At 67.2% G+C, this 23,923-nt stretch carries 20 protein-coding genes; 8 read left to right on the forward strand and 12 right to left on the reverse strand.

What is annotated here, in order from left to right; all coding sequences use genetic code 11:
• A partial coding sequence (locus tag E1261_RS45840; protein WP_202874253.1) for a TrbL/VirB6 family protein occupies positions 1-1,057 on the reverse strand: 1,057 nt, incomplete at its 3' end.
• Positions 1,057-1,770, reverse strand: a complete 714-nt coding sequence (locus E1261_RS02540; protein WP_132401143.1) for a DUF8175 domain-containg protein — start codon at positions 1,768-1,770, stop codon at positions 1,057-1,059. The genes E1261_RS02540 and E1261_RS45840, both read right to left, overlap by 1 nt.
• A 210-nt stretch (positions 1,771-1,980) precedes the next feature.
• On the opposite strand from E1261_RS02540, the gene E1261_RS02545 reads away from it, so the two are divergent.
• Both E1261_RS02545 and E1261_RS02550 read left to right on the forward strand, forming a co-directional pair.
• Positions 1,981-2,508 (forward strand): MarR family winged helix-turn-helix transcriptional regulator, encoded by a 528-nt coding sequence (locus E1261_RS02545; protein WP_132401146.1) that lies wholly within the window; start codon positions 1,981-1,983, stop codon positions 2,506-2,508.
• A 111-nt stretch (positions 2,509-2,619) separates the two neighbouring features.
• Positions 2,620-4,128, forward strand: coding sequence for a molybdopterin-dependent oxidoreductase (locus tag E1261_RS02550; protein WP_132401149.1), 1,509 nt, complete (start codon positions 2,620-2,622; stop codon positions 4,126-4,128).
• Here E1261_RS02550 and E1261_RS02555 read toward each other — a convergent pair.
• Entirely contained in the window at positions 4,109-4,720 is a 612-nt protein-coding gene (locus tag E1261_RS02555) for a TetR/AcrR family transcriptional regulator (protein WP_132401152.1), read from the reverse strand. The genes E1261_RS02550 and E1261_RS02555 overlap by 20 nt on opposite strands.
• A 70-nt stretch (positions 4,721-4,790) precedes the next feature.
• Between E1261_RS02555 and E1261_RS02560 the strand changes: the two genes are divergently transcribed.
• Genes E1261_RS02560 through E1261_RS02570 form a run of 3 tightly spaced genes read left to right on the forward strand, consistent with a single transcriptional unit; the run spans position 4,791 to position 8,432 of the window.
• Positions 4,791-5,411 (forward strand): hypothetical protein, encoded by a 621-nt coding sequence (locus tag E1261_RS02560; protein ID WP_202874254.1) that lies wholly within the window; start codon positions 4,791-4,793, stop codon positions 5,409-5,411.
• On the forward strand, positions 5,408-7,471 hold the full coding sequence (locus E1261_RS02565) for a YhgE/Pip domain-containing protein (RefSeq protein ID WP_132401155.1): 2,064 nt from the start codon (positions 5,408-5,410) through the stop codon (positions 7,469-7,471). The genes E1261_RS02560 and E1261_RS02565 overlap by 4 nt, the downstream gene beginning before the upstream one ends.
• Before the next feature lie 19 nt (positions 7,472-7,490).
• Positions 7,491-8,432, forward strand: coding sequence for a cyclase family protein (locus E1261_RS02570; protein WP_132401158.1), 942 nt, complete (start codon positions 7,491-7,493; stop codon positions 8,430-8,432).
• Between the two features lie 161 nt (positions 8,433-8,593).
• Here the strand turns inward: E1261_RS02570 and E1261_RS02575 are convergent, their stop codons facing one another.
• The 7 genes from E1261_RS02575 to E1261_RS02605 form a co-directional block, all read right to left on the reverse strand.
• On the reverse strand, positions 8,594-9,835 hold the full coding sequence (locus E1261_RS02575) for a hypothetical protein (protein ID WP_132401161.1): 1,242 nt from the start codon (positions 9,833-9,835) through the stop codon (positions 8,594-8,596).
• Entirely contained in the window at positions 9,835-10,674 is an 840-nt protein-coding gene (locus E1261_RS02580) for a carbohydrate ABC transporter permease (RefSeq protein WP_132401164.1), read from the reverse strand. Before E1261_RS02580 ends, E1261_RS02575 begins: the two co-directional genes overlap by 1 nt.
• Positions 10,675-10,685: 11 nt before the next feature.
• Positions 10,686-11,576 carry a carbohydrate ABC transporter permease gene (locus tag E1261_RS02585; RefSeq protein WP_132401167.1) on the reverse strand — a complete coding sequence of 297 codons (891 nt, stop codon included), beginning with the start codon at positions 11,574-11,576 and terminating at the stop codon, positions 10,686-10,688.
• A 1-nt stretch (position 11,577) separates the two neighbouring features.
• A complete protein-coding gene (gene ngcE, locus E1261_RS02590; protein WP_132401170.1) occupies positions 11,578-12,951 on the reverse strand; it encodes an N-acetylglucosamine/diacetylchitobiose ABC transporter substrate-binding protein in 1,374 nt (457 codons plus the stop codon).
• 111 nt (positions 12,952-13,062) lie between these two features.
• On the reverse strand, positions 13,063-13,731 hold the full coding sequence (locus tag E1261_RS02595) for an N-acetylmannosamine-6-phosphate 2-epimerase (protein WP_132401173.1): 669 nt from the start codon (positions 13,729-13,731) through the stop codon (positions 13,063-13,065).
• Entirely contained in the window at positions 13,728-14,615 is an 888-nt protein-coding gene (locus tag E1261_RS02600; protein WP_132401176.1) for an N-acetylglucosamine kinase, read from the reverse strand. Before E1261_RS02600 ends, E1261_RS02595 begins: the two co-directional genes overlap by 4 nt.
• A complete protein-coding gene (locus E1261_RS02605) occupies positions 14,612-17,275 on the reverse strand; it encodes a hypothetical protein (protein WP_132401179.1) in 2,664 nt (887 codons plus the stop codon). The genes E1261_RS02600 and E1261_RS02605 overlap by 4 nt, the downstream gene beginning before the upstream one ends.
• A 101-nt stretch (positions 17,276-17,376) precedes the next feature.
• Between E1261_RS02605 and E1261_RS02610 the strand changes: the two genes are divergently transcribed.
• Together E1261_RS02610 and E1261_RS02615 are read left to right on the forward strand one after the other, a co-directional pair.
• Entirely contained in the window at positions 17,377-18,207 is an 831-nt protein-coding gene (locus E1261_RS02610) for an LLM class flavin-dependent oxidoreductase (RefSeq protein ID WP_165952327.1), read from the forward strand.
• Between the two features lie 19 nt (positions 18,208-18,226).
• A complete protein-coding gene (locus tag E1261_RS02615; RefSeq protein WP_132401185.1) occupies positions 18,227-19,312 on the forward strand; it encodes a glycoside hydrolase family 172 protein in 1,086 nt (361 codons plus the stop codon).
• On the opposite strand, the gene E1261_RS02620 is transcribed toward E1261_RS02615, so the two are convergent.
• Together E1261_RS02620 and E1261_RS02625 are read right to left on the reverse strand one after the other, a co-directional pair.
• On the reverse strand, positions 19,309-20,730 hold the full coding sequence (locus E1261_RS02620) for a gamma-aminobutyraldehyde dehydrogenase (protein ID WP_132401188.1): 1,422 nt from the start codon (positions 20,728-20,730) through the stop codon (positions 19,309-19,311). The genes E1261_RS02615 and E1261_RS02620 overlap by 4 nt on opposite strands.
• Positions 20,721-22,352, reverse strand: a complete 1,632-nt coding sequence (locus tag E1261_RS02625; protein WP_132401191.1) for an amidohydrolase — start codon at positions 22,350-22,352, stop codon at positions 20,721-20,723. The genes E1261_RS02620 and E1261_RS02625 overlap by 10 nt, the downstream gene beginning before the upstream one ends.
• Before the next feature lie 138 nt (positions 22,353-22,490).
• Here E1261_RS02625 and E1261_RS02630 point away from each other — a divergent pair, with 138 nt between their 5' ends.
• Positions 22,491-23,876 carry an aspartate aminotransferase family protein gene (locus E1261_RS02630; protein WP_132401194.1) on the forward strand — a complete coding sequence of 462 codons (1,386 nt, stop codon included), beginning with the start codon at positions 22,491-22,493 and terminating at the stop codon, positions 23,874-23,876.
• Positions 23,877-23,923 lie beyond the last annotated feature (47 nt).

Consider the following 23,923-nt stretch of genomic DNA (forward strand, 5'->3'; position numbering starts at 1 on the left):
CCGCACTAGCCGCGCCTCCGACCGTCCGAGCACCAGACGCCCCAGCCCCAGCCCCCGCTCCACCACCAGAGCCACCACCAGAGCCACCTCCCGAACCGCCGAGACGAGCGCGTCCAACGTTGACGGCTCCAGTCGCAAGCCCACCCGGATCGGCGACCGAACTGCCCATCGCGGCGCTGCCGCCGGCAACCGCTGCCGTGAGCGGTACGGCGAATCGCAGCAGCGCGGGCAGTGCGAACACCGCGAGCATCAGCATCATGATCCCGGTCATCGCCTGCACCAACTGGTTGTCGCTCGGCAGCATCGCCGACTGGTTGAGCTTCATCGCCGCCGCATAGATGAGCGCAGCCGCCGGTTTATAGGCGATGAACGCGAGCGACCACCCACAGAACTTGCGGAACCAGGTCCGCCCGACCTCGGTGTTCGTCGCGGCCGCCGCGAGCGGGAACGTCCCGGCCAGGATGACCAGCATCGCGGACCGGATCAGCAACAGCACGATCTGGATCACCGAGGCACACATCACCGAGATGGTGACGCAGATGGCGAGGATGACCTGGCCGGAGGCGACACCGATCTCGGTGAAGCCGCCGTTCGCGACGATGCTTTTGAAACCGGCGTCGATGTTGCCACCGGCGGCCTTGGTGACGATGTCGTGTGCGAGGCCGTCGGACCACTCGGACAGCAACTGCAGCACCGCCGCGCCGGCACCGCAGACCAGCACGAAGGTCATCATTGCCTTGAGCAACTCCTGCAGCGGCTTGGCCCGCTGCTCCCAGGCGGTCCGCAGGCCGGCGATCAGGATCGCGACGGTGAAGACCGCAGCGACGACCGTGAGTGTGCTCTGCTGCAGGTACTCGACCGGGCCGGAGTTCTTCCAGCCGCTACCGGATTCGGTCGCGATCGTTGCGTCCGGCACCTTCAACCACAGGGTCGCCATCGCATGCATGGAGTCGAGGGCGGCCTGGCTGGCCTGCTGCAGCAAGGAATCGAGACTGGACGTCGCGACGGAGATGAAACCCTCCTTGATCTGGCAGCCGATCTCGAGCTGCCCGCACATCAGAGACCACTCCACTTCACGAAGTCGGCGAGGTTGCGAACCTGAGCGAACGGGGCCCCGATGGCCGCACCGGACGGCGGTGGCTGGAGTCGCCAGTCGTGGTCGTGCCAGACCATCGTCACGGTGAGACTCATGTACTGCGTCTCGACAGGTACGGCGACAGTCACGGTGACCTGGTCGCGGCTGGCAGCCAGGACGCGGTACCCGGCGAGCTGGGTCGGCTCGGAGGTGGTCGCCGAGGTTTCCTTGGCGGTCGTGCGCAGCAGCTCGTCAGTGTCCGGGCCGGGCAGCATCAGCTTGCGGGCGGTGGCGGTCGCCTTGGTCTGATCGCCGAGTGCAGCAAGTACGTTGTACGCCGCGAACACCGCACCCGTCGGCGAATGAGCAAAACACCGCCGGAACCCGTCGGAGTCGACAACCCCGGGCCCGAACGCGGTTGACCGAGGAACGACCACCCGCCGGCTCACCTCCCATCCGTCCACGGCAGGAGCCACCGCAGGAACACCTTGGTCGCCAGCAGGTAATGAGCAAGTGGAGCGGGAGGTGGTGGGGTCCGGGGTTGCGGCGGGTGCGGTGGCGACGAGGCTGGTCTTCGGGGAGTCCGCCGTACCGGCGAAGAGGACGACGAGGCCGCAGGTGATGACGGCGGCGATGACGATGCAGGCCGCGACGAAGCCGGCGCCGAAGGGTGTGGTGCTTTCGTTCTCGCTCATTCCGCGCGTCCCCGATCAGTGGTGGAAAACCTGCTGGGACAAGGCTTGCAAAAATCGGGCGATCGCCGCGGAAGTTATCCACAGGCACCCGTCGTACCGGTCTGGACAGGTGCCCGGTTACGCTCAGGAAGTTTGCGACTCCCGGTCGATCTGTAGCCAAAAGGTCACCCCGTGTAGCGAAGTGAACTAGTCAGCTACTAGAGTCCGCGCATGACCATCGCGCCTTCGCTTTGCTCGCCCCTAGCGCTCGCCGATGCAGAACCCACCCGCGCCGCGGAACCCTGGGAAAGCGACGTCATCACGGCCTACGGTCTGCTGCGGGAAGCCGCAGCCGAGCTGGACCAGTTGATGCGGCACTCTCTCAAGCGCAGTGGTCTGCAAATGGCAATGTTCGAACTGTTGCTGCGGCTCGCCCGCAGTCACGGGGAGAAGCAGCGTTTGACCTCTCTGGCCAGGGAGCTGACCGTCACCACCGGCGGTATCACCCGGCTCGTCGACCGCGCCGAGAACCTCGGCCTGGTTCGTCGCGAGCCCTGTCCTGACGACGCCCGCGGTTCCTACGCAGTGATCACCGAGGAGGGGAAGCGGCGGCTGCGCGAAGCACTGCCGGATCACCTCCTGGAGATCGACAGTCTGTGGATGTCGCAGCTGTCCGACGAGCGCGACGTCGTGCTCGGCAAGCTGCGCCGGGTCCGGGACAACGCACGTCGCTGGCCCAACGGCCGGCCGGCACTCTGAGCGCACCAAGGCGAGCAATAAATCAGCAAGTACAACTTCAACGCATTACCCGGAACTAACGGATGGGGCGCTCGACTGGTGTCGGGCGCCCCTCCGCGTCAAGGTTGAGATGTGAATCAACAGATTCGTTGGAGGGGCGCGGTCGGCGGGATACTCGCTGCCCTCGGGGGGCTCGCGGCCGGCAGTGTGGCGGCCGGGCTACTCGGTACGTCGCAGACTCCCGTGGTCGCGATCGGCTCGGCGTTCATCGATCGGGTGCCGCCGTGGCTGAAGGACCTGGCCATCTCCTGGTTCGGAACGAACGACAAGACCGCGCTCCGCACCGGCATTCTGATCGTCCTGCTGGCCCTGGCCGCGGTTGGCGGGATTCTTGCGGTACGGCGGTACTGGGCCGGCGCGCTGATCGTCGTCGTACTGGGCGGGGTGGCCGTGGCTGCCGCGATGACTCGCGCGGACTCGGGGCAGACGGGATTCGTGCCGTCGGCTGTCGCCGGGCTCACGGCGCTGGGCATCCTGCGTCTGTACACGAAACGTCTGGAACCACTGCTCGACTTCCCCGATGACGGCGTCAGCCGCCGGGGCTTTCTGCAGTTGTCGGCCGGTGTCGCGATCGGTTCGGCCGCGATCGCTGCGCTCGGGCGCGTGATCAGCGGCAGCCGGACCGCGGTGGCCGATGCCCGCAAGGCATTGAACCTGCCGAAACCGCCGACACTCGATCCGCCGGCCGGAGTCCAGGCCGATGGCGCTACGCCGTGGGTCACGCCGAACGAGGACTTCTACCGCATCGACACCGCGCTCGCGGTCCCGCAGATCATGCCGTCGGACTGGAAGCTACGGATCCACGGCATGGTCGACAAGGAGCTCAACCTCACCTTCGACGACCTGCTGAAGCGCAAGGTCATGCACAAGTGGGTCACGTTGACCTGTGTCAGCAACGAGGTCGGTGGCGACCTGATCGGGAACGCGTTGTGGTCCGGCGTGCTGCTCAAGGACCTCCTGGAGGAGGCCGGGCCCTCGAAGGACGCGGACGCGATCCAGTCGATGTCGAAGGACGGCTTCACTGCCGGTACGCCGCTCAGCACGCTGCTCGACGATCGCCAGTCGATGCTCGCGTTCGCGATGAACGGTGAGCCGCTGCCGGTGGAACACGGGTTCCCGGTGCGGATCGTCGTACCGGGTCTGTACGGGTATGTGTCGGCGACGAAGTGGCTGGTCGATATCGAGGTGACGCGGTTCGATCAGTTCGAGGCGTACTGGACGCCGCGGGGCTGGTCGGCGCTGGGACCGATCAAGCTGTCGTCGCGGATCGACGTACCGCTGGGCAAGAAGGTGACGGCCGGGCCCGTGACGGTGGCCGGTGTGGCGTGGGACCAGCATGTCGGGGTGTCGAAGGTCGAGGTCCGGGTTGATGGTGGCCCTTGGCAACAAACGACGCTGGCCGCGGACGGGTCGATCGACACCTGGCGGCAGTGGCACTGGACCTGGGACGCACCGCGCGGGACGCACATCCTGCAGGTCCGCGCGGTCGATGCCAAGGGCACTCCGCAGATCGAGGCGTCCGCACCACCGGCACCGGACGGGTCGACCGGTCTGCACACGATCAGTGTGAAGGTTGACTGACTGCGTCGAGGACGATCGGGAGGAAGGCGTGCTCTAGCGAGCCCGCCGGAACCTTGGTGGGCTCGAGCAGGCTCTGCGATCGCGCGCCTTCGTGCAGCGCGATGATCAGCCGGACGAACAGCTCCGGCGGCACGCTGAAGGTCACGTCGCTCGCGGCCGAGATCTCTTCCACCAACCGGGTCAGGCTGGCCCGGAACATCGCGCGCTGCTCGTTCAACGCCCGCGCCGCCTCGGGATTGCGCAAAGCGTGCAGGGTGAACTCGGTCGAAATCAGGTGCCATTGCCGCTGATCGCCGATCGCCTCGTCGAGCAGGCCTAGTACGGCGTCCAGCAGCGTGCCGGGCTGAGTCGCCAGGTCGGGGAGCAGTGCCTCGATCTGCTCGAGCAGCCGGTCGGTCGTTGCCTGGAACAACGCTAGGACCAGCTCGTCCTTGGAGCCGAAGTTCGAGTAGAAGGCACCCCGGGTGAACCCGGCCTGGTCGCAGATGTCCTCCACCGAGGCACCGGCGAAGCCACGCTCGGCGAAGACTTCGAGCGCGCCTGCCAGCAGGCGGGCCCGAGTGGCGGTACGACTGCGCTTGGGCGGTTCCATAAGAGTAGGATACAGTTCTGTATTGGATACACAAACGTATTGAACTGCCCTAGAAATAGATGGAGCATAGATGCAACTCGAGGCCGTCGGAGTCAGCGTGTTCGGTCTGCACGCCCCGATGCTGACCGGTACGTCGGTGCGAGTCGACGAGAAGCAGGTCGTGCTGCTGACCGGCTATCCAGGCCCCGGACATGTTGCTGCCGCGCTGGCGCTCTCCGGGCGTCTCAAGCCGGATACCGGCGAGGTGACGCTCCAGGGCTCCTCAGATCCCGCCGTACTGCGCCGCAAGGTTGCTGTGGTCGACGCACCCGGAATCACTGAGCCGGATGACGCCCTGCCCGTTCAGACGGTTGTGGGCGAGGAGCTGGCCATGGCTGGTCACAAGGCCAGCCGGAAGGCTGTGCTGGAGTGGATGGACGAGCACGGCGTCGCTGAGCATGCGCGCACCCGCTTCGAGCACCTCCCGGTCGCTGCGCGCACCAGACTGCTCGCCGAGCTGACTGTCGCCCGGCCGGACGTGAAGGTCGTCATTCTGACCATGCCGGACCGTCATGGCGGCGATCCGCACGAGTGGTACGCGCTGGGCCAGGATCTGGCCGACCGGGGCTACGCAGTCCTGATCACGTGCGCGGATACCTCCGCCCGGTTGCTCGACGTACCCGCAGATCAAGTTGAGGAGATGAAGGCGTGACCGCGCTCCGGATGGCCCTGAGTGAGCTGCGGCGGCTGACCGCCGGCCGACTGCCCAAGCTGGCCGTGGTGGCCCTGCTGCTGGTGCCGGTCCTGTACGGCGGCCTGTATCTCTACGCGAACCACGATCCGTACAAGCGGCTCAACCAGATCCCCACCGCGGTCGTGGTGGAGGACGAGGGCACCACGCTGGCGACCGGCGAGAAGCTGAACGTCGGGCCGCAGGTGGCCGACGAGCTGGTCAAGTCGAAGAGCTTCGGCTGGCACAAGGTCACTCGGGCCGAGGCGACCAAGGGAGTGTCGGACGGCACGTACGAGTTCGCTCTGGTGCTGCCGAAGTCGTTCTCCGGGGACCTGGCGTCCAGTGCGGACTTCACGCCGCGGCAGGCGAATCTGGAGCTGCTGACCAACGACGCCAACAACTACATCGCGCACACGATCGCCAACCAGGTCGTTGCGCAGGTGACCAAGACCGTCGCGTCCCAGGTGAGCGAGACGGCGGCGAGCAAGCTGCTGGCTGGGTACAACACGATCCACGGTCAGATCAGCCAGGCGGCGTCCGGTGCGGCGCAGCTACAGAACGGACTGACGTCAGCCTCCACTGGTGTTGGCAAGCTGCAGTCCGGTGCTGGCCAGCTCAACACCGCACAGCAGAAGCTGTCGGCCGGTGCGGCCAAGCTGGCCGCTGGGACAGGGCAGGCGCAGCAGGGTGCGGCGAAACTGGCCACTGGTGCTGACCAGCTCAGCGACGGCCTCGGCACGCTGAAAAGTAAGACCGCGAGCCTGCCGAAGCAGACCAAGGCGTTGGCGAACGGCGCCGACCAGGTGGCCGACGGCAACGAGAAGATCGCCGGTGTGGGTCGTCAGGTCGCCACCGCGTCGAACACGTTGGTCAAGGACCTCAAGGCGTTCGACAAGACGCTCGCAGCCCGTCTGAAGGCACAGGGGCTGAGCAACCACCAGATCAACCAGATCCTCTCCGAGACCGCCAAGCTGCGCGGACCGGTCGTCCGGGCGAACACCAAGATCCAGTCGACCTCCACCCAGCTCAACCAGTTAGCCGGCGGCGCACGCCAGGTCTCCAACGGCGCAGCAGCGCTGGCTGAGGCCACACCGGCTCTCACGAATGGCATCAGTACGGCGGCCAATGGCGCCAAGCAGCTCGACGCCGGGGCCGGCCAACTGAGCACCGGGCTCACCACACTGCAGTCCGGAGCGCAGCAGTTGGCGGCCGGTGAGAAGCAGGCAGTGGCCGGACAGGGCCAGCTCCTGACCGGTGTGAACAGCCTGGCCACCGGAGTGACCAAGCTGACGAACGGCGCGACCCAGCTGAACACCGGTCTGGAGAAGGGCGTCAAGGAGATCCCCAACCCGACCACTGCGCAGCGCAAGGCCGTGGCCGAGACCCTGGGTGCTCCGGTCACGCTGCAGAACGTCTCCCAGGCGAGTGCTGAGAGCTATGGCGCCGGCCTGGCCCCGTTCTTCCTCTGCCTGGCCTGCTGGATCGGCGCGTACGTGCTGTTCCTGCTGGTGCGGCCGCTGTCCCCGCGTGCACTGGCCGGATTGCAGTCGCCGTTCCGAGTGGCGCTCGGTGGCTGGCTGCCGCCCGCGCTGTTCGGTGCGATCCAGGCGACGCTGGTCTTCACCGCAGTGACACTCGGCCTCGGTATCAACGTGGCGCATCCATGGCTGACGGTCGGCTTCCTGATCCTGACCTCGATCACCTTCGTGGCGATCCTGCACGCACTGTCCGCATGGTTCGGTGCCGTCGGCAAGTTCCTGGGTCTGGTGTTGATGGTGGTCCAGCTGGTCAGTGCGGGCGGCACGTTCCCGTGGCAGACCATCCCGGAGCCGCTGTACTTCTTCCACCACGCGCTGCCGATGAGCTATGCGATCGACGGTGTCCGCCACCTCATGTACGGCGGCTCCACCGCGTCGCTCGGCAAGGACCTGCTGGCCCTGGCGGCCTGGTTCGCCGTGGCACTGGCCGCGTCTACGCTGGCTGCGCGCAAGCAGCGCGTGTGGCCGGCCAAGAAGCTGCAGCCGGAGCTGGCCCTCTAACCGGAGGAGGCGGTGCCGGATGACGAGGCCCACGCAGGACGACGTACTCGGGTACTTCGACACACTGTCGAACTGGGGACGGTGGGGCGACGACGACCAGCTCGGCACGCTGAACCACATCACCGACGACGTCCGGCTGGCGGCAGCACGGGCCGTGCGCCACGGCCGGAGCGTTTCGTGCGCCTGGGAGATCGCCGTACCGGGTGAGATGGAGCGGGCGACCAATGTGTGTCCGTGCGCGGTAGAGATGCCGGGTGCCGAGCACATGCCGGAGCTGTTCCAGAACGACCGGCGCTGGGGCTTCTCGAACGAGCGCCTCGGCATCATGTTCCACGGCAACACGATCACCCACCTGGACTCGCCGTGCCACCTGCTCTGGGACGGCAAGCTGTACAACGGGCGGTCGCACTCGATGATCGACGCCGAGACCGGGTCGGCGTGGGCAGCGGTCACGGCGGCGGCGCACGGGATCGTCACCCGTGGTGTCGTGCTGGACATCGCAGCGATCCGCGACGTGCCGTGGCTGCAGCCGGGGGAGGGCGTGTTCCCCGAGGACCTCGAGGCGGCCGAGCGTCGCCAGGGCGTGCGGGTGCAGTCCGGCGACGCGCTACTCATCCGGACCGGCTACGGCCGCGCTCGGCACGAGTCTGGGCCCTCGGGCGGTATGACGCAGGCCGGCTGGCACGCGTCCTGTCTGCCGTGGCTGCAGGAGCGGGAGGTCGCGCTGATCGGCGCCGACACCCCACAGGACGTGCAGCCTTCCGGGTACGACGACGTGCTGATGCCGGTGCACGCCGTGAGCCTCGTCGCGATGGGCCTGTGGATGCTCGACAACTGCGACCTCGAGGAGTGCGTGACGACGGCTGCCGAGCTCGGTCAGTGGGACTTCCAGCTCGCCGTTGCACCAGTCCGCTTCGCCGGTACGTCGGGTAGCCCGGTCAACCCGATCGCCACCTTCTAGTGCCCTGCATCGGATGTTGTTTGAGTGATTGCGGCGTCCAGGTGCGTGCATCGCGGTGCCGGAGGAGCGGCCTCGATGCTTTTCCATCGTGGCTGTTCCTCCGGTGCCGTGAGGTGCGTGCCTGGGCGTCGCAAGCGCCAAAGAACATTCGATGCAGGGCACTAAGCGTTGACGAAGGCTGCCGTCTCGGCCACCAACTGGTTGGTCGTCGGCTGGTCGAAGTAGGTGATGAGCGCTTCGTACACACCTGCCTCGGCCGCGGTCGGGTCGACGACGTACCCGAAGTAGCCGTCCGAGTAGCCGATGACCCGGGTGATCGGGTGGCTGCTCTTCTCCTGCAGGACGGCACCATGCAGGGCGAACAGCTCGACCGGCAGGTTGACCCAGCACACGTCGCCCAAGGTGACCACGCTGACCGGTAGCTCAAGTTCGGCGGGCAGGTCGGCCGCAGCCATCAGCGCCTGGCCCCGGGCGCCGTCCAGGCGGGTCTGCGCGATCCTGGCCGACGGATCGTCCACTCCAGTCCGGATGGACCGCTCCGCAGCTCTGACAATCGCTGCGGCGTCGCCGGCGGGAGGCAGCGACCGCACCGGCAGCCGAAGCGCCGTACGGCGAATGCTGGGAGCCGTTGAAGGTAAGGCGAGCCCTGGCTCAGCCAGAGCCGCCCGGACGCGCGTTGCCAGCAGCTCACCCAGTCTGGTGATCTCAGCCGCACCACGTCCCTGCCGAGTGAACCGCGGGCTGACATCACCGGCCGCACCCTGCAGATAGCCGACCACAGCCGGCCCGAGCGCAGCCCTGGCCGCACCGGGCCAGTCAGCCGACCACAGCAGGTTCTCCGGCCCGTATGTCGTCGGATGGCATGCGAAGTCCAACAGGACTGCCTGCAGCGAACCAGTCAGCGAGTGCAGCGCGAGCACTCCGGCCGTGTTGTCGTGCGGACCGTCCTCCCGATGCCGATTGGTACCGACCCCAGTCACTTCAACCGACCGCCACGACGCCACCACCGGCTGCCGGGCCAGTACGGCGTTCGCGACCGCCGAGACGAGTGGTTCGTACAGTCCGGCCTCACGCTCGGCCGGAATGACCGGGTGGATCTGGCCGGTCCACCCGCTCGGTCCGGAGTGCGTGTGCGAGGCCGACACGACTACATGTTCGGCCGGGATACCGGCGGCGTGGCTGGCCGCTGCGGACAGTTCGGCGGTCAACTCCGCGCCGACCGCGATCGCGTCCAGCGTCAACCACAGCACGCCGGGGGCGTCCGCCGTAGTGAGCCAGATGATGGTGGCGCGGAGTGGGTCGGCCGTACCGGTCGCCGGGCCCGTGCGGGCGGCGTACCCGTCCAGGAGGTGGCCGGGGGGAGGTGTTACGTCCAGGGAGGTCGCTGCGAGCAACAGATCCATCACTTCAGGGCTCCTGCGGTCATCCCGGTACTGATCTGGCGATGGAACACAAGGTAGACCGCGAGGACCGGGAGGATCGAAATGGTGAGCCCGGCGAACAGTCCGGAGTAGTCGGAGTGGTACCCCTGGGTCACCGCGAGGTTCGCCAGCCCCTGGGTGACCAGGTAGCGGTTCTCGTCGGTCATCAGCACCAGCGGCAGCAGGTACTCGTTCCACATCCCGAGGAACTGGAAGATGCCGATGCTGACCAGACCCGGGCGGGCCAGCGGCAGCATGATGCGGAACAGCACCCCCCAGTGTGAGCAGCCGTCGACCAGCGCGGCTTCGGCGAGCTCCTTGGACTGGCTCTTGAAGAACGCGGTCAGGAAGAAGACCGAGAACGACATGCCTCCGGTCGCGTAGACCAGGATCAGTCCTAGGTAGGTGTTCATCAGTCCGAGGTTCTGCACGACGAAGAAGAGCGGTACCAGCGCCATGAAGCCGGGGAACACCATGCCGCCGACGAAGACGTAGTACAGGGCCTTGCTGCCCGGGAACTCGAACTGCGCCAGCACGTACGCGACCGCGGCCGACAGCAGCAGGCAGATGACGACACCGCAGGTCACCACGACCAGGCTGTTGAAGAAGTAGCGGCCGATGTGCGACTCGCTCCAGGCCCGGCTGAAGTTGTCCCAGTGCCACACCGCCGGCAACTTCCACGGGCTCTGGAAGATCTCGGAGTCGGTCTTGAAGGAGCTCACCACCGACCAGAGCAGCGGGAACAGCACCATCGCGCCCCACACCAGCGCGAAGCCTTGCGTCATCCCGCCGAACAGCCGGCCGGTCGCCGTACGGGTCATCGGGGCACCCCCTAGTAGACGACCCGCTCGCGGCGGGTCAGTCGGAACGTGAGCACGGTCAGGATCATGTTCAGCGCGAACAGCGTCACGCCGATCGCCGACGCGTACCCGAACTTCCCGTACGCGAACGCGTTCGTGTACATGTACAGCGAGATCACCTGGGTGGCGTCGTTCGGACCGCCCGGCCCGACCGACAGCACCTTGATCAGCGCGAACTGGTCGAGCGCACCGATCACCAGGAACGCGATCGCGACCTGGACGGTGTTCCAGATCAGCGGCAGTGTGATCCGGAAGAACGCCTGCACCGATCCGGCACCGTCCAGAAGTGCGGCCTCGTACAGCTCTTTCGGGATCGCCGCCATGGCCGCGGTGAACAGCACCACGTAGAACCCGACACCGCCCCAGACCACGACCGCGATGATCGAACCGAGCGCGGTGTCACCATCGCCCAACCAGGGCTGGGCAAGTGCGTCCAGACCGACCGCGCGCAGGAACCCGTTCAGCAGACCGCCGCGCGGCTCGAAGATGAACTGCCACAGGACGCCGACCACCGCGATCGACAGCACGGCCGGGAAGAAGTAGATGATCTTGTAGAACTTCGCGCCCCGGATCCCGCCGCGGTGGTTGAGCGCCGCGGAGAAGAACAGCGACAGCGTCACGATGATCGTCGGCAGACTGACCAGCAGGAACAGGTTGTGCCGCAATGCCGTCCAGAACACCGAGTCGTGGAAGAGCGCGACGAAGTTGTCGAACCCGATGTAGCGGTACGTCGCCGACAGGCCTTCCCAGTCGGTGAACGCGATCGGGAAGGCCTGGACGTACGGCGAGACCACGAAGACGGCGTACAACCCGAGCGGGATCAGCAGCAGCCCGAAGACGAAGCGGTACTTGCCGTGATGCATGTCAGGCGTGGAACTTCTTGATCGACGGGTCCTTCGCCGTCTCGTCGGCGTACTTCTGCATCTGCTTGCTCCACTCGTCGGGTGTGACCTCACGGTTCATCAGCGCGGCCATCGCCTTGTCGGAGCTGTCCAGCAACTTCTTGTACCAAATGCGGAACTGCCAGTCGTTGAACATGTTCGAGCCGGCCGCCGAGATCGCCTTCTGCATCGACTCGGCGGCGTGCGTCAGCTTGACGCCGTCGGTGCCGCCCTTCACGACGACCGGCGAGTTGGTCAGGCTGGCGAAGTTCTGCATGCACTTCTTCGAGATCATGATCCGCAGCAACTCCAGCCCACCCTGCGGATTCTTGGCCTGCGCGGGCACGATCAGCGCGCCACCGGGCCCGCCGGTCAGCGTCTCGAACGGCGCCTTGTCGGAGGCCGACCAGCCCGGGACCGGCATCATCGTCATCGCGAAGTCCTTCGGCGCATCCTGGCCGGACTCGTTCTCCAGCCAGCCGCCGCAGGGGATGAAGACCGCTTGCCCTTTGGCCCAGGAGGCCTGCGACTGCTTGTGATCGATGGCCTGCGAACCCTCCAGCAGGTAGCCCTTCGCGGCCAGCTCCTGGTAACCCTCCGCGGCCTGGATCAGCGCCGGGTCCCGCCACGCGTTCGGTTCGAGGTTGTCGACCTTCTTCTTCAGCTCCGGCCCGGCCGCCTTGTACGCCGTCATCAGCATCGGACTGGTCAGGTAGCCGGGGTACTTACCCTGGTAGGTCCACGGCGCGATCTTCGTCGACTTCTTGATCTCGGCGCAGAGGGCGAGCATCTCGGGCCACGTCTTCGGGTACGTCCAGCCATGCTCGTCCAGCAGCTTCTGGCTGAACCAGATGCCGCCGGTCCCGATCACGTAGGGCATCTCGTACTTGACCCCGTCGTACACGCCGTGTTCGGCGACGCCGGGCAGCAGGGTGTCCCTGACCTTCACGCCGGGCTGGTCGAAGGCCTCCATGTCGAGCAGCGCGCCGATGTCCATGACCTGCTTCTTCGCGGCCAGCGCGGCGCCGTCCAGACCGACGTTCTCGATCAGGTCGGGAGGGTTGCCCTGGATGAACCGGGGCTGCAGCTGCTGCTGGAGCTGCTGGCCGCTCGTCAGCTTCACGTTCGCCTGAGGAAACTCCTTGCGGTACAGGTCCAGTGGCATCTCGGTCCACTTCTTCCCGTATCCGCCATCGAAGTTGAAGAACTCCAGCGGCTTGCTGCCGTCGACCTTCGCACCGAGGGCCGGCGCGGGCGCGGACTTCTCAACAACGGGCTTCGCACAGGACGCGAGCGCAGCCACGGCAGGCGCCGCCAGCGCGACGCGAAGAAGGGTACGGCGGTCGACTGTGCTCATGGGACGCGTCCTCTCCAGGGGATTGATTGGGACATGGATACGCCCGCGCGACCGGACTGGGGAAGAGGATTCGACCTGGATCGACAAGGTGGAGTAGACCACTCTGATGGGCTATGACGTGCTGATCGCGCTCACCAGGCGGGCGGTGATGTCCATCGGATTCGTGATCGCGTAGCCGACCACGACGGCGTACGCGCCCGCATCGCAGACTGCACGGACGTCGTCCGGCGTGCGAACCCTGCCCTCGGCAACGACCGGGCAGTCCAGCTTGGCCACCAACTGCCTGACCAGCTCGACGTCCGGTCCGCTCGGAGTGTGGCCATTGGTATAGCCGGACAGTGTCGACGCGACCAGCTCGGCACCAGCTTCACGGGCCGCGATCCCGGCCTCCAGGGTGTCCACGTCGGCCAGAACCGGTACGCCGAGTTCTTCGTGGATCCGGGCGATCTGCTGGTCCAACCGCTGTCCGTCGGGGCGTGGTCGCCGGGTGCCGTCGAGGGCGATCAGGTCGGCGCCGGCCTTCACGATGTCGATCGCGGACTCGAAGGTCGGGGTGATGAAAACGCCGGACGGGTCACCGAGTTTGTTGATCCCGATGATCGGGAGCGCGGTGACCGCGCGGATCGCGGCTACGTCGGCAGCTCCGTTGGCGCGGATGGCGCCCGCGCCACCGGCCTCAGCGGCGCGGGCCATCAGGGCCATCGACTCCGGAGCGTGCAGCGGATTGCCGGGGGCAGCCTGGCAGGACACCACCAAGGTGCCCGGGGCAAGAACTGTCATAGCTTCCTCTGGATCACGGTCAGGGCGGTGTAAGGGCCGGGCTCAGCGGTTGCTAGTCGCTCGGCGCCGTCCAGTGCGTTGCCGGCCGCGGGGACCAGGTGGGCGCGTGTGGACAGCACCGCGCGGACAGGGCCGAGCAGCTGCTCACCGGCACCGGCAAATAGGCCGCCGACACAAGCGACCGGGACTGGTTCGGTGCCGGCCAGCTTGTTGACCGCAGCATCGATCGTCTCCGCGATGTCCGCGGCCGCACCGGCCAAGATGTCGAGGGCAACAACATCGCCTTCGGCGGCACACCGCAGTACGTCGGGCGCGAACCGGGCCACGTCGTCGACCAGAGTCGGCGAACGGTAGTAGGCGATCGGATCCAGTGTCGTCTCAGCCAGCTTGGTCACCGGACCCCGCCCGTCCCGAGCCCGCTGTACGGCGACCAGTCCGGCCCGCCCGATCGCGAATGCACTGCCCGCGTCGCCGAACAGATACCCATGCCCGTCCAGCTTGTGCCAAGTCCCGTCCCGATCCACCGCCAGACACACCAACCCGGTGCCCGCAGCAACCACCACGCCGTACCCATCAGGCAATGCCCCCGCATGAGCAGTAACCATGTCCTGAGTCAGCCGAACCTCATCCGCCTCCAGGAGCTGGACTACTCGGGCTGCAAACTCAGTAGCTGTGTCAGCGGGATACCCGGTCAATCCCAGTGCGACGACTCCGACCGGACCGGCGAGCTCGGCGGCAACGGCCGCCGTACGGATGGCTTCGAGCATGTAGTCGGATGCGTGCGGGCCGTGGGTGTAGCCGGGGCCGGTGCCGGTCGCGCCGGTGGGGAGGACTCGGAGGCGCAGCGCCGACTGGCCGCCGTCGATTGCCACGTTGACCTTCATGCGGTGATCCAGTGGGAGTAGTCCTGCCAGGGGAGGTGCCAGCGGTTGACCTTGTGGGTACGGCGGTCCTGGCCGGCGGTGTCGTTGGCTACCAGGCGGACGGAGCCGAGCTGTTCGTCGTACAGGACGGCTGGGGAGCCGGTGAAGTGCAGGGTGCCGACCTGTTCCCAGGGGGTGTGGCCGCCGCGGACGTCGATCATCGAGCAGTGGTGGATGTGGCCATCGGCGCCGAGGGCGTAGACCTCGATCGCGTTGGCGCCGGGGTTGAAGGCGACCACTGGTTCGTCGGCCAGTTCGAGGTCGCCGAGTTGCTGCCAGCGGCCTTGGCCGACTCGGTTGTCGAGGTAGGTGTGGTGCAGGTGACCGTCGGCGCCACGGACGTAGATCTCGTCCGCCCCGACCGGTTCGTTGCGCGCCCACACCGGCTCACCGGCCGCGATCAGCTCACCGAGAACCGCCTGTACGTCGTTCTGGATCCGGATCACGCGGCCGTCGTCGCGGCGGGTGTAGCTGGCCGATGCCGGCTGACCGGCCTGGATCGCGTCGAATTCCGCCCGAATCGACGCGGGCAGACCGGACAGGCCGGCACCGGGGTCAGGGGCCGGCGGGAAGAAACTGTCGCCGGTCAGGTAAAGCATCGCACCAATGATCGCAGGCGCGACCGACCACCCCGTCTCAACGCAGTACGGACCCCAACCGAGGTCGGCATTCGAGCCGAAGTACTCCCAGGAATCGAAGTCGAACGCGCGCTGCCAGGTGCCGTCGAGCTGCTCGTCGTCGGGATCCTCGATCTGGATCCGGCTCAGGTAGTCCAGGACGCCATGCGCGAGCTCCTGGAACACCGGCTCCCCAGTCACCCGATAGGCCAAGGGCAGCGCCCAGGCGGCGAACGGCGTTCCATAGAGCTGGTCCGTGACCAGATCACCGTTGGCCGCGAAGATCGCGGCCTCGTCGACGCCGTACGCCTCGTTGCTCGGCGGGCACTTCCCGTCCCACTCCGCGAAGCCGCCGTCCGGCCCCTGCCGACTCTTGAGGTACCCAGCCAGCGAGCGCATCGTCTCGAGGTACAGCGGCTTGCGGGTGTAGTGGTACGCGCCGACGAGCGGCAGCAGGAAGCGGCCGGCCTCACAGGTCCGGCTCGTCTCCAGCCGAGCCCGAGGATGCTGCCCGGCCATATGATCGAGCCCCCGAGTGGCCGTGTCGAGGTAACGCTGTTCGCCGGTCAGGCCGTACGCGTAGAGGTACGCGCACTGCGCCGAGCTCTGCCAGTGCGACGTGAGGTCGAGCCCGTCCTCGATCGGCGACCGGGCGATCTCGTCCCAGCCCTTCACCAGCAGCGTGGACGGCGTCCGCCACGGATCGACCTGCAGGCCGAGTTCCTCGCTCGACGTTCGGATCAGCGCCTCGACCCCGCGCAGACCGGGCTCGACATGACCGGACATCAGCGTGAACAGCGAGATCCAACCGTTGTCATCGGCAAACAGGTTGTTCGTGCCGGTCAGATCGGTCCGCGCGCCCCGCGGTTCGAAGGAACCGTAGAGCTGGTTGCGGTCAGTGAGCTGTTGCTCCTCGACGACCAGGCGCATCAGGTTGTCGGCGATCGTTCGGCCGCGCGGGAAGTCGGCGAGGTCGGCGTACATCCGGAAGGCGTGCGCGGTCTGGGTGAAGCAGTCACCACGCGGTACCGGCCGGAACGGAAGCTTGCCCTCGGCATCGATCTCGTTGGAGAACCCTTCGGCAACGCCCTTCGAGCCGTCCGGCGCGTCGTAGAACATGCCCGCCCAGTCGTACCAGGCGATCGCCCGGTCGACCATCCGCCGATACCGTTCCGCGCGCGGTCCGACGGTCACGGTCGCCTGCTGACCGCCGACCGTGAAGCTGTGCTCGCCGTCGGCAAGGTATTGGAGGTCCGATTCGAACCGGCCCGGTTTCGTCTCGATCAGGTCGAGCTCGGCCACCGGCTTGATGCAGGAACGGACCACCAGCTTGACCGGCTCACCGGTCGCGACCCAGACCCGCGGCTCGGTGAACACCTCGATGTCCTCGGCAAGCTGTACCCCGGTCAGTTGGCCGACAACCACCTGCAGCAGGCGACGCCATCGACGTACCGGCTTGTAGCGGCCCTTGAGGTGGTGGCTGAGCGCGGTCGTTGCGTAGAGCAACCGGCCGTCGCCGACCGGGATGTCGAGCAGCGCCGGGAAGGTGACCTCCGGCGGACCGAAGATGGCCTCGTGGGTCCCGGCGACCGTGCCGTAACTGCACAACTCAACCGCGTTGCTGGGGGCAACCACCTGCTGCGCCTGCGAGGAGTGCTCGTCGAGGATGTGCAACGGTTCGATCCCGGCCAGTGCCGCGGTGGTGAAGATCCGCTCGATGTGCGCGGTCCGGATCTCGCCCGTCGGGAGGAACCCGATGTCGTCGAGCGCGAACTCCACGTACGCCGATCCGCCCGCGCGCACGTACTCCGCCAGCCCGGCCACGTCGAGGCGCTCGGGTTCGGGGTACCGGCCGGCGACCACGATCACCGCCGGGTACGAGGAGAGGTCCACGGGAAGTTCGTCGTACCGGACGGAGGCGAGGCCGGCCTGGTCGAGTGCGGCCGTGAACGCGGCGGCCGGGTCCGGCGGGCCGATCACGGCGACGGGCACAGATGCGGTCACCGCATCACTGTCCCCGACTGAGGGCAGCCGGTAAAGCACCTCGGGTAGACCACTCGGGCAGGAAATCCGGGCCTCGGCCACGGCCGTGGCACGCTGGTGGAATGCGATTCGGGCTGAAGGTCAATCCGGCAGGTTGGGACGATGCGTCGTACTGGGCGAAGGTTGCCGAGGACGCCGGTTTCGACGGGCTGTGGACCGGTGACAACCTGCGGAATCCGCGCGATCCCGCCGTACCGGTGCACGACGGGCCGACGATCATCGCGGGTTGGGCGGCGACCACCCAGCGGATCCGGGTCGGCATCCTGATCGCGAACCTGGTCTTCCGGCACCCGACCGTGCTGGCCAAGACCGCGACCACGCTCGACCACGTCTCCGGCGGCCGGTTCGACCTCGGGATCGGCTCCGGCGTCTGGCCGACCGACCACGGCATGGCCGGTACGCCGGTCTGGACGGCGCGCGAGCGGACCGAGCGGCTGACCGAGTTCGTGGCGATCGTGGAGCGGCTGCTGTCGGGCGACGTGACCGACCACGAGGGGCCGCACTACCCGTACTCGCTGGCGGCGATGACGCCGGGGACCGTCCAGGAGCGGCTGCCGCTGATCATCGCGGCGAACGCGCCTAAGGCGCTGGCCGCGGTGGCGGCGCATGGGGATGGGTGGGTGACGTTCCCCGGGGCTGCCTCTGAGGAGGAGTTCTACGCGAAGTCGATCGAGCGGTCGCAGGCTCTCGACGCGGCGCTGGACGGGCGGAAGATCCGGCGGCTGCTGCTTGGGTACGGCGAGCTGGATCCGTGGGGTTCCGAGGACGGCTTCGCCCGGCTGGTCTCGCGCTACGCCGCGATCGGCTTCGATGAGCTGGTGCTGTATGCGCCGAAGGAGCACGAGAAAGTGGTCTTCGAGAAGGTCGCGAACAGGCTGGACAGCTTCCGCTAGCCGCCTAGGGTTGAGGCCCATGGGTGACTTCAATGGGCTCGACGTCCATCTCGGCAATCTCGCGCGGCTGTCATCGGCCCGCACGTTTTCCATCAGCGCCGAGAATCGAGACGGCGCCAAAGGCGGCGGGGCGCGGGCGACCGAGGGGACGATGTCACGGCAGGCCCGTGATCTCGGGGTCGGTTGGAAGATGTCCCCCTGCATCCCGCTGCCGGCCGGCTCGACCACGACGCTGGCCGAGATCGAGGGCTCGGGCGCGATCACGCACATCTGGATGACCGTCGACAAGAAGGTCTGGCGGTCGCTGGTGCTGCGCGCGTACTGGGACGGCGAGGACACGCCGTCGATCGAGGTTCCGCTCGGCGACTTCTTCTGCAGTGGCTGGGGTGAACACGCGCAGGTCAGCTCGGTACCGATCGCGGTGAACCCGTCGGGCGGCTTCAACAGCTACTGGCAGATGCCGTTCCGCGCCGGTGCCCGGATCACCATCGAGAATCTGCAGGAGGTCGACGTACCGGAGCTCTTCTACCAGATCGACTTCGTACGCACCGAGGTTCCGGAGGACGCGGCCTACTTCCACGCGCAGTTCCGGCGGTCGAACCCGGTCCCGTACGGCGAGGTGCACACGTTGCTGGACGGCGTTCGGGGCCAGGGGCAGTACGTCGGCACGTATCTCGCGTGGGGCTGCAACAACACCGGCTGGTGGGGTGAGGGCGAGGTCAAGTTCTACCTGGACGGCGACGACGAGTTCCCGACGATCTGCACGACCGGGACCGAGGACTACTTCGGTGGCGCGTGGGGGTTCATTCATCCGGAAGGCGTGTACGCGACGTTCACGACGCCGTACCTGGGAATGCCGCAGGCGATCCAGCCGGACGGATTCATGAAGAACCAGCAGCGGTTCGGCTTGTACCGCTGGCATCTCACCGACACCATCCGGTTCACCTCGGACCTGCGGGTCACCGTGCAGGCGCTCGGGTGGCGGCACGACGGCCGGTTCCTCCAGCTCCAGGACGACCTTGCCTCCACGTCGTTCTGGTACCAGACCTTGCCGCACGCGCCGTTCCCCTCGCTGCCTTCGCGCGATTATCTGGAGGTCATCTAGCCCTCGATGTTCGACATCACGTGCTTGATGCGGGTGTAGTCCTCGAGGCCGTACATCGACAGGTCCTTGCCGTGGCCGGAGTTCTTGAAGCCGCCGTGCGGCATCTCCGCCACGATCGGGATGTGGGTGTTGATCCAGACGCAGCCGAAGTCGAGCTTGCGGGACATCCGCATCGCCCGGCCGTGGTCCTTCGTGAAGACGGATGAAGCGAGGCCGTATTCGACGCCGTTCGCCCATCTGAGCGCTTCGTCCTCGTCGGAGAAGCGCTGGACGGTGATCACCGGGCCGAAGATCTCGTCCTGGATCGCTTCGTCGTCCTGATGCAGGCCGGACACGACCGTGGGCTCGAAGAAGTAGCCGCGGTCGCCGATCGCGTGCCCACCGGTCTGTACGGCGGCGTGGTCGGGAAGGCGGTCGACGAATCCGCGAACGCGGCCGAGCTGGTCGGCGTTGTTCAGGGCGCCGTACGCGACGTCGTCCTCGGGTTGTCCGGTCTTCGTCTGCTTGGCCTGCTCGGTCAGCGCGGCGACGAAGTCGTCGTGGATCCGCGGGCCGGCGAGGACGCGGGTGGCCGCCGTACAGTCCTGGCCTGCGTTGAAGTAGCCCGCACCTGCGATCGCTTCCGCGGCTGCCTCCAGGTCTGCGTCGTCGAAGACGACGACCGGGGCCTTGCCGCCGAGCTCGAGGTGGGTGCGCTTCAGCTTGCGCGCGGCCGACGACGCGACCTCGCGCCCGGCGCGAACCGAGCCGGTGATCGCGACCAACTGCGGAATGTCGTGCTCGACCAGCGCGCGGCCGGTGTTGCGGTCGCCGCAGACCACGTTGAGCACGCCCGGCGGGAGGAACTCGTTGCACACCTCGGCGAGCAGGACCGTCGAGGCGGGGGTGGTGTCGCTCGGCTTGAGGACGATGGCGTTGCCGGCTGCGAGGGCGGGCGCGATCTTCCAGATCGCCATCATCAGCGGGTAGTTCCACGGGGTGACCTGGCCGACGACGCCGATCGGCTCACGGCGGATCCAGGAGGTGTGACCGGGCATGTATTCGCCGGCTGACCTGCCTTCCAGGACACGAGCGGCGCCGGCGAAGAAGCGCAACTGGTCCACACAGGGCGGGATTTCTTCGCTCGCGGTGAGCGCCAGCGGCTTGCCGGTGTTGCGGCTCTCGACCGCGGTGAACTCGTCCGCGCGCTGCTCGATCGCATCGGCGATCTTGAGGAGTGCGCGCTGCCGAGCGGCCGGCGTACTGTCCCGCCAGCTCTCGAACGCCCGGGCCGCCGCGGTCATCGCCTGGTCCACGTCCTCCGGCCCGGACAACGGCGCCTGGGTGTACGACTCCCCGGTCGCGGGCGCGATCACGTCGTACGTCGCTCCACTCAGCGCGGCGGCGGGTTTGCCGTCGATGAAGTTGTTCAGGGGCACGAGGCGTCCTCTCTGTTCGGGCCGAAGACGAGGTCGCCTTCGACATAAGTGGCCCGGACTCGGGCGGTGTTGATCTCGTCGGTGGGGGCGGTGAACGGATCGCGGTCGAGGATCGCGAGGTCGGCCAGGGCGCCGACCGCGATCCGGCCGGTGTCGTCGGCGTGGTTCACCCAGGCGCTGCCTTGGGTGTACGCCGCGAGCGCGGTCGCCAGGTCGAGCGCTTGCTCGGGGAGGAAGGGGTCGTCGGCTTCGTCGGTACGGCGGTTGACCGCGACGTGAATGGCTTCCAGCGGATCGGGGCTGGAGACGGGCCAGTCGGAACCGGCGACGAGTCGTGCTCCGGCGGTTTGCAGCGACTTGAAGGGGTACTGCCAGCCGGTGCGCTCGGGGCCGAGGAACGGGATGGTCAGCTCGGTCATCTGGGGTTCGTAGACGGCCCAGAGGGCCTGCATGTTCGCGGCGACGTTGAGTTCTTGGAACCGCGGGATGTCGTCGGGGTGGATGACCTGCAGATGGGCGATGTGGTGCCGGTTGTCGTTGATTCCGTTGCTGGCTTGGGCTTTGGCGAACGCATCGAGGGCTTCGCGGGCGGCACGGTCGCCGATCGCATGGACGTGAACCTGGAATCCTGCTGCGTCCAGTTGGGTCACATGCTCTTGGAGGGCTTGGGGGTCGACGAAGGACAGGCCGCTGTTCGCGGTGCGGCAGCCGCAGCCGTCGAAGTACGGGTCGAGCATCGCGGCGGTGAAGTTCTCGGCGACACCGTCCTGCATGATCTTGACAGTGCCGACGCGGAATCTCTTGTATTGCAGGGCTTCCCGGCGTTCGATGAGCTCGGGGATCTGCTCGGGGCCGCGGTCGCGCTGCCACCAGAGGGCGCCGTTGACGCGGGCGGTCAGGCGGCCGGTTTGCGCGAGTTCGACGTACGCGGGGGTGGAGTCGCCGAGGTTGGCGTAGGCGCCGAGGATCGCGTCCTGCCAGCCGGTGATGCCGAGGGAGTGCAGGTAGGCCTGGGCATCGAGAAGCGCGTCGACCATTTCTTGGTGCGTGGTCGGGGGTACCAGTCGGCCGACCAGGTTCATCGCGCCTTCGTGGAGGGTGCCTGTCGGAGTGCCGTCTTCATTGCGCTCGATCCGGCCGTCAGCTGGGTCGAGGGTGTCGGCGTCGATGCCAGCCAACTGGAGTGCCTTCGAGTTCACCCAGGCGCTGTGGTGATCCGCGTTGACGAGGAAGGCGGGACGGTCGCCGGTGACCGGGTCGAGGTCCGCCGCGTTCGGAGCGCCGCCCGGGAAGTCGGGCTGGTGCCAGCCGCCGCCCAGGATCCACGGTGCGGTCGGGTGTTGAGCGCCGTACTGGCTGATCTTTTCCTGGTACGACGGGAGTCCGTGGAACGGGGAGAGGTCGCAGTGGGCGCGTTCGACACCGCCTTGGACCGGGTGGATGTGCGCGTCGACGAACCCGGGGAGCAGCAGACCGCCCTCCAGGTCGACGACCTCGGCACCGTTGCGCTGGCCCAGGTCCGGGCCGATCGCCGCGATCCGGCCGGCTTTCACCGCGACCGCGAGACCCGGACGGTACGCCGTACCGTCGAAGACTGCGCCGTTCACGAACAGGGTGTCCAAGACACAACCTTCCCTGATGCTTGCGAGGTGCGGAATCCGAATGATTTGAGCTTCTCAGGTGCTGACATCGACACTCTATCGGCTTCAGAGGTACGAAATCACTTGCCAGCGAAGATTTTCCCGGGCAGGATTGCGCCCATGGCCGACACCATCGGAGATGCCGAATTCGCCAAGCTGCAGCAGTCTGCGCGCGACCACCTCTGGATGCACTTCACCCGGATGTCGAGCTACGACAAGGCCGACATCCCGGTGATCGTCCGCGGTGACGGCGCCTACATCTACGACGCTCAGGGCAAGCGCTACCTGGACGCCCTGGCCGGGCTCTTCGTCAGCCAACTGGGCCACGGGCGCACCGAGCTCGCCGAAGCCGCCGCCAAGCAGGCCTCCGAGCTGGCCTTCTTCCCGCTGTGGTCGTACGCGCACCCGAAGTCGATCGAGCTCGCCGAGCGGGTGGCTGGGTACGCGCCTGGCGATCTGAACCGGGTGTTCTTCACCAGCGGTGGCGGCGAGGCCGTCGAGACCGCGTGGAAGCTGGCGAAGCACTACTTCAAGCTGACCGGCAAGCCCGGGAAGCACAAGGTGATCAGCCGGGCGATCGCGTACCACGGCACCACGCATGGTGCGCTGTCGATCACCGGGCTGCCCGACCTGAAGGCGCCGTACGAGCCGTTGGTGCCGTCGACCTTCCGGGTGCCGAACACCAACTTCTACCGGGCCCCGGTTTTTGGTGACGATGAGGAGGCCTTCGGTCGCTGGGCTGCCGATCAGATCGCGGTCGCTATCGAGAACGAGGGCCCGTCGACGGTCGCCGCGGTCTTCCTCGAGCCGGTGCAGAACGCCGGCGGCTGCTTCCCGCCGCCACCCGGGTACTTCCAGCGGGTCCGCGAGATCTGCGACGAGTACGACGTACTGCTGGTCAGCGACGAGGTCATCTGCGCCTTCGGCCGCCTCGGCACCATGTTCGGCGCCGAGCGCTACGGCTACCAGCCCGACATCATCACCTGCGCCAAGGGCATCACCTCCGGCTACTCGCCGCTCGGCGCCGCGATCGCCACCGATCGCTTGTTCGAGCCCTTCTCCAAGGGCGACGCCTCGTTCGCCCACGGCTACACCTTCGGTGGCCACCCTGTCTCCGCCGCGGTCGCCCTGGCCAACCTGGACATCTTCGAGAGCGAAGGCATCAACGAGCACGTCCGGAACCACGAGGGGGACTTCCGGGCCACACTCGACAAGCTCCTCGATCTGCCCCTGGTCGGCGACGTCCGCGGCGCGGGCTACTTCTACGGCATCGAACTCGTCAAGGACAAAGCCACCAAGGAAACCTTCAACGCCGACGAGTCCGAACGCCTCCTCCGCGGCTTCCTCTCCAAAGCCCTCTTCGACGCCGGCCTCTACTGCCGAGCCGACGACCGCGGCGACCCCGTCATCCAGCTCTCCCCACCGCTGATCTGCGACCAGTCCCACTTCGACGAAATCGAGCAGACCATCCGCGCAGTCCTCACCGAAGCCGAATCCAAGCTGTAGTCCGCCTGTCCGGTGAGTGGGTGGTTTGCCGTCAGGCCCGTCACAAC

The sequence above is a fragment of the Kribbella albertanoniae genome (assembly GCF_004348455.1).
Taxonomy (GTDB): Bacteria; Actinomycetota; Actinomycetes; order Propionibacteriales; family Kribbellaceae; genus Kribbella; species Kribbella albertanoniae.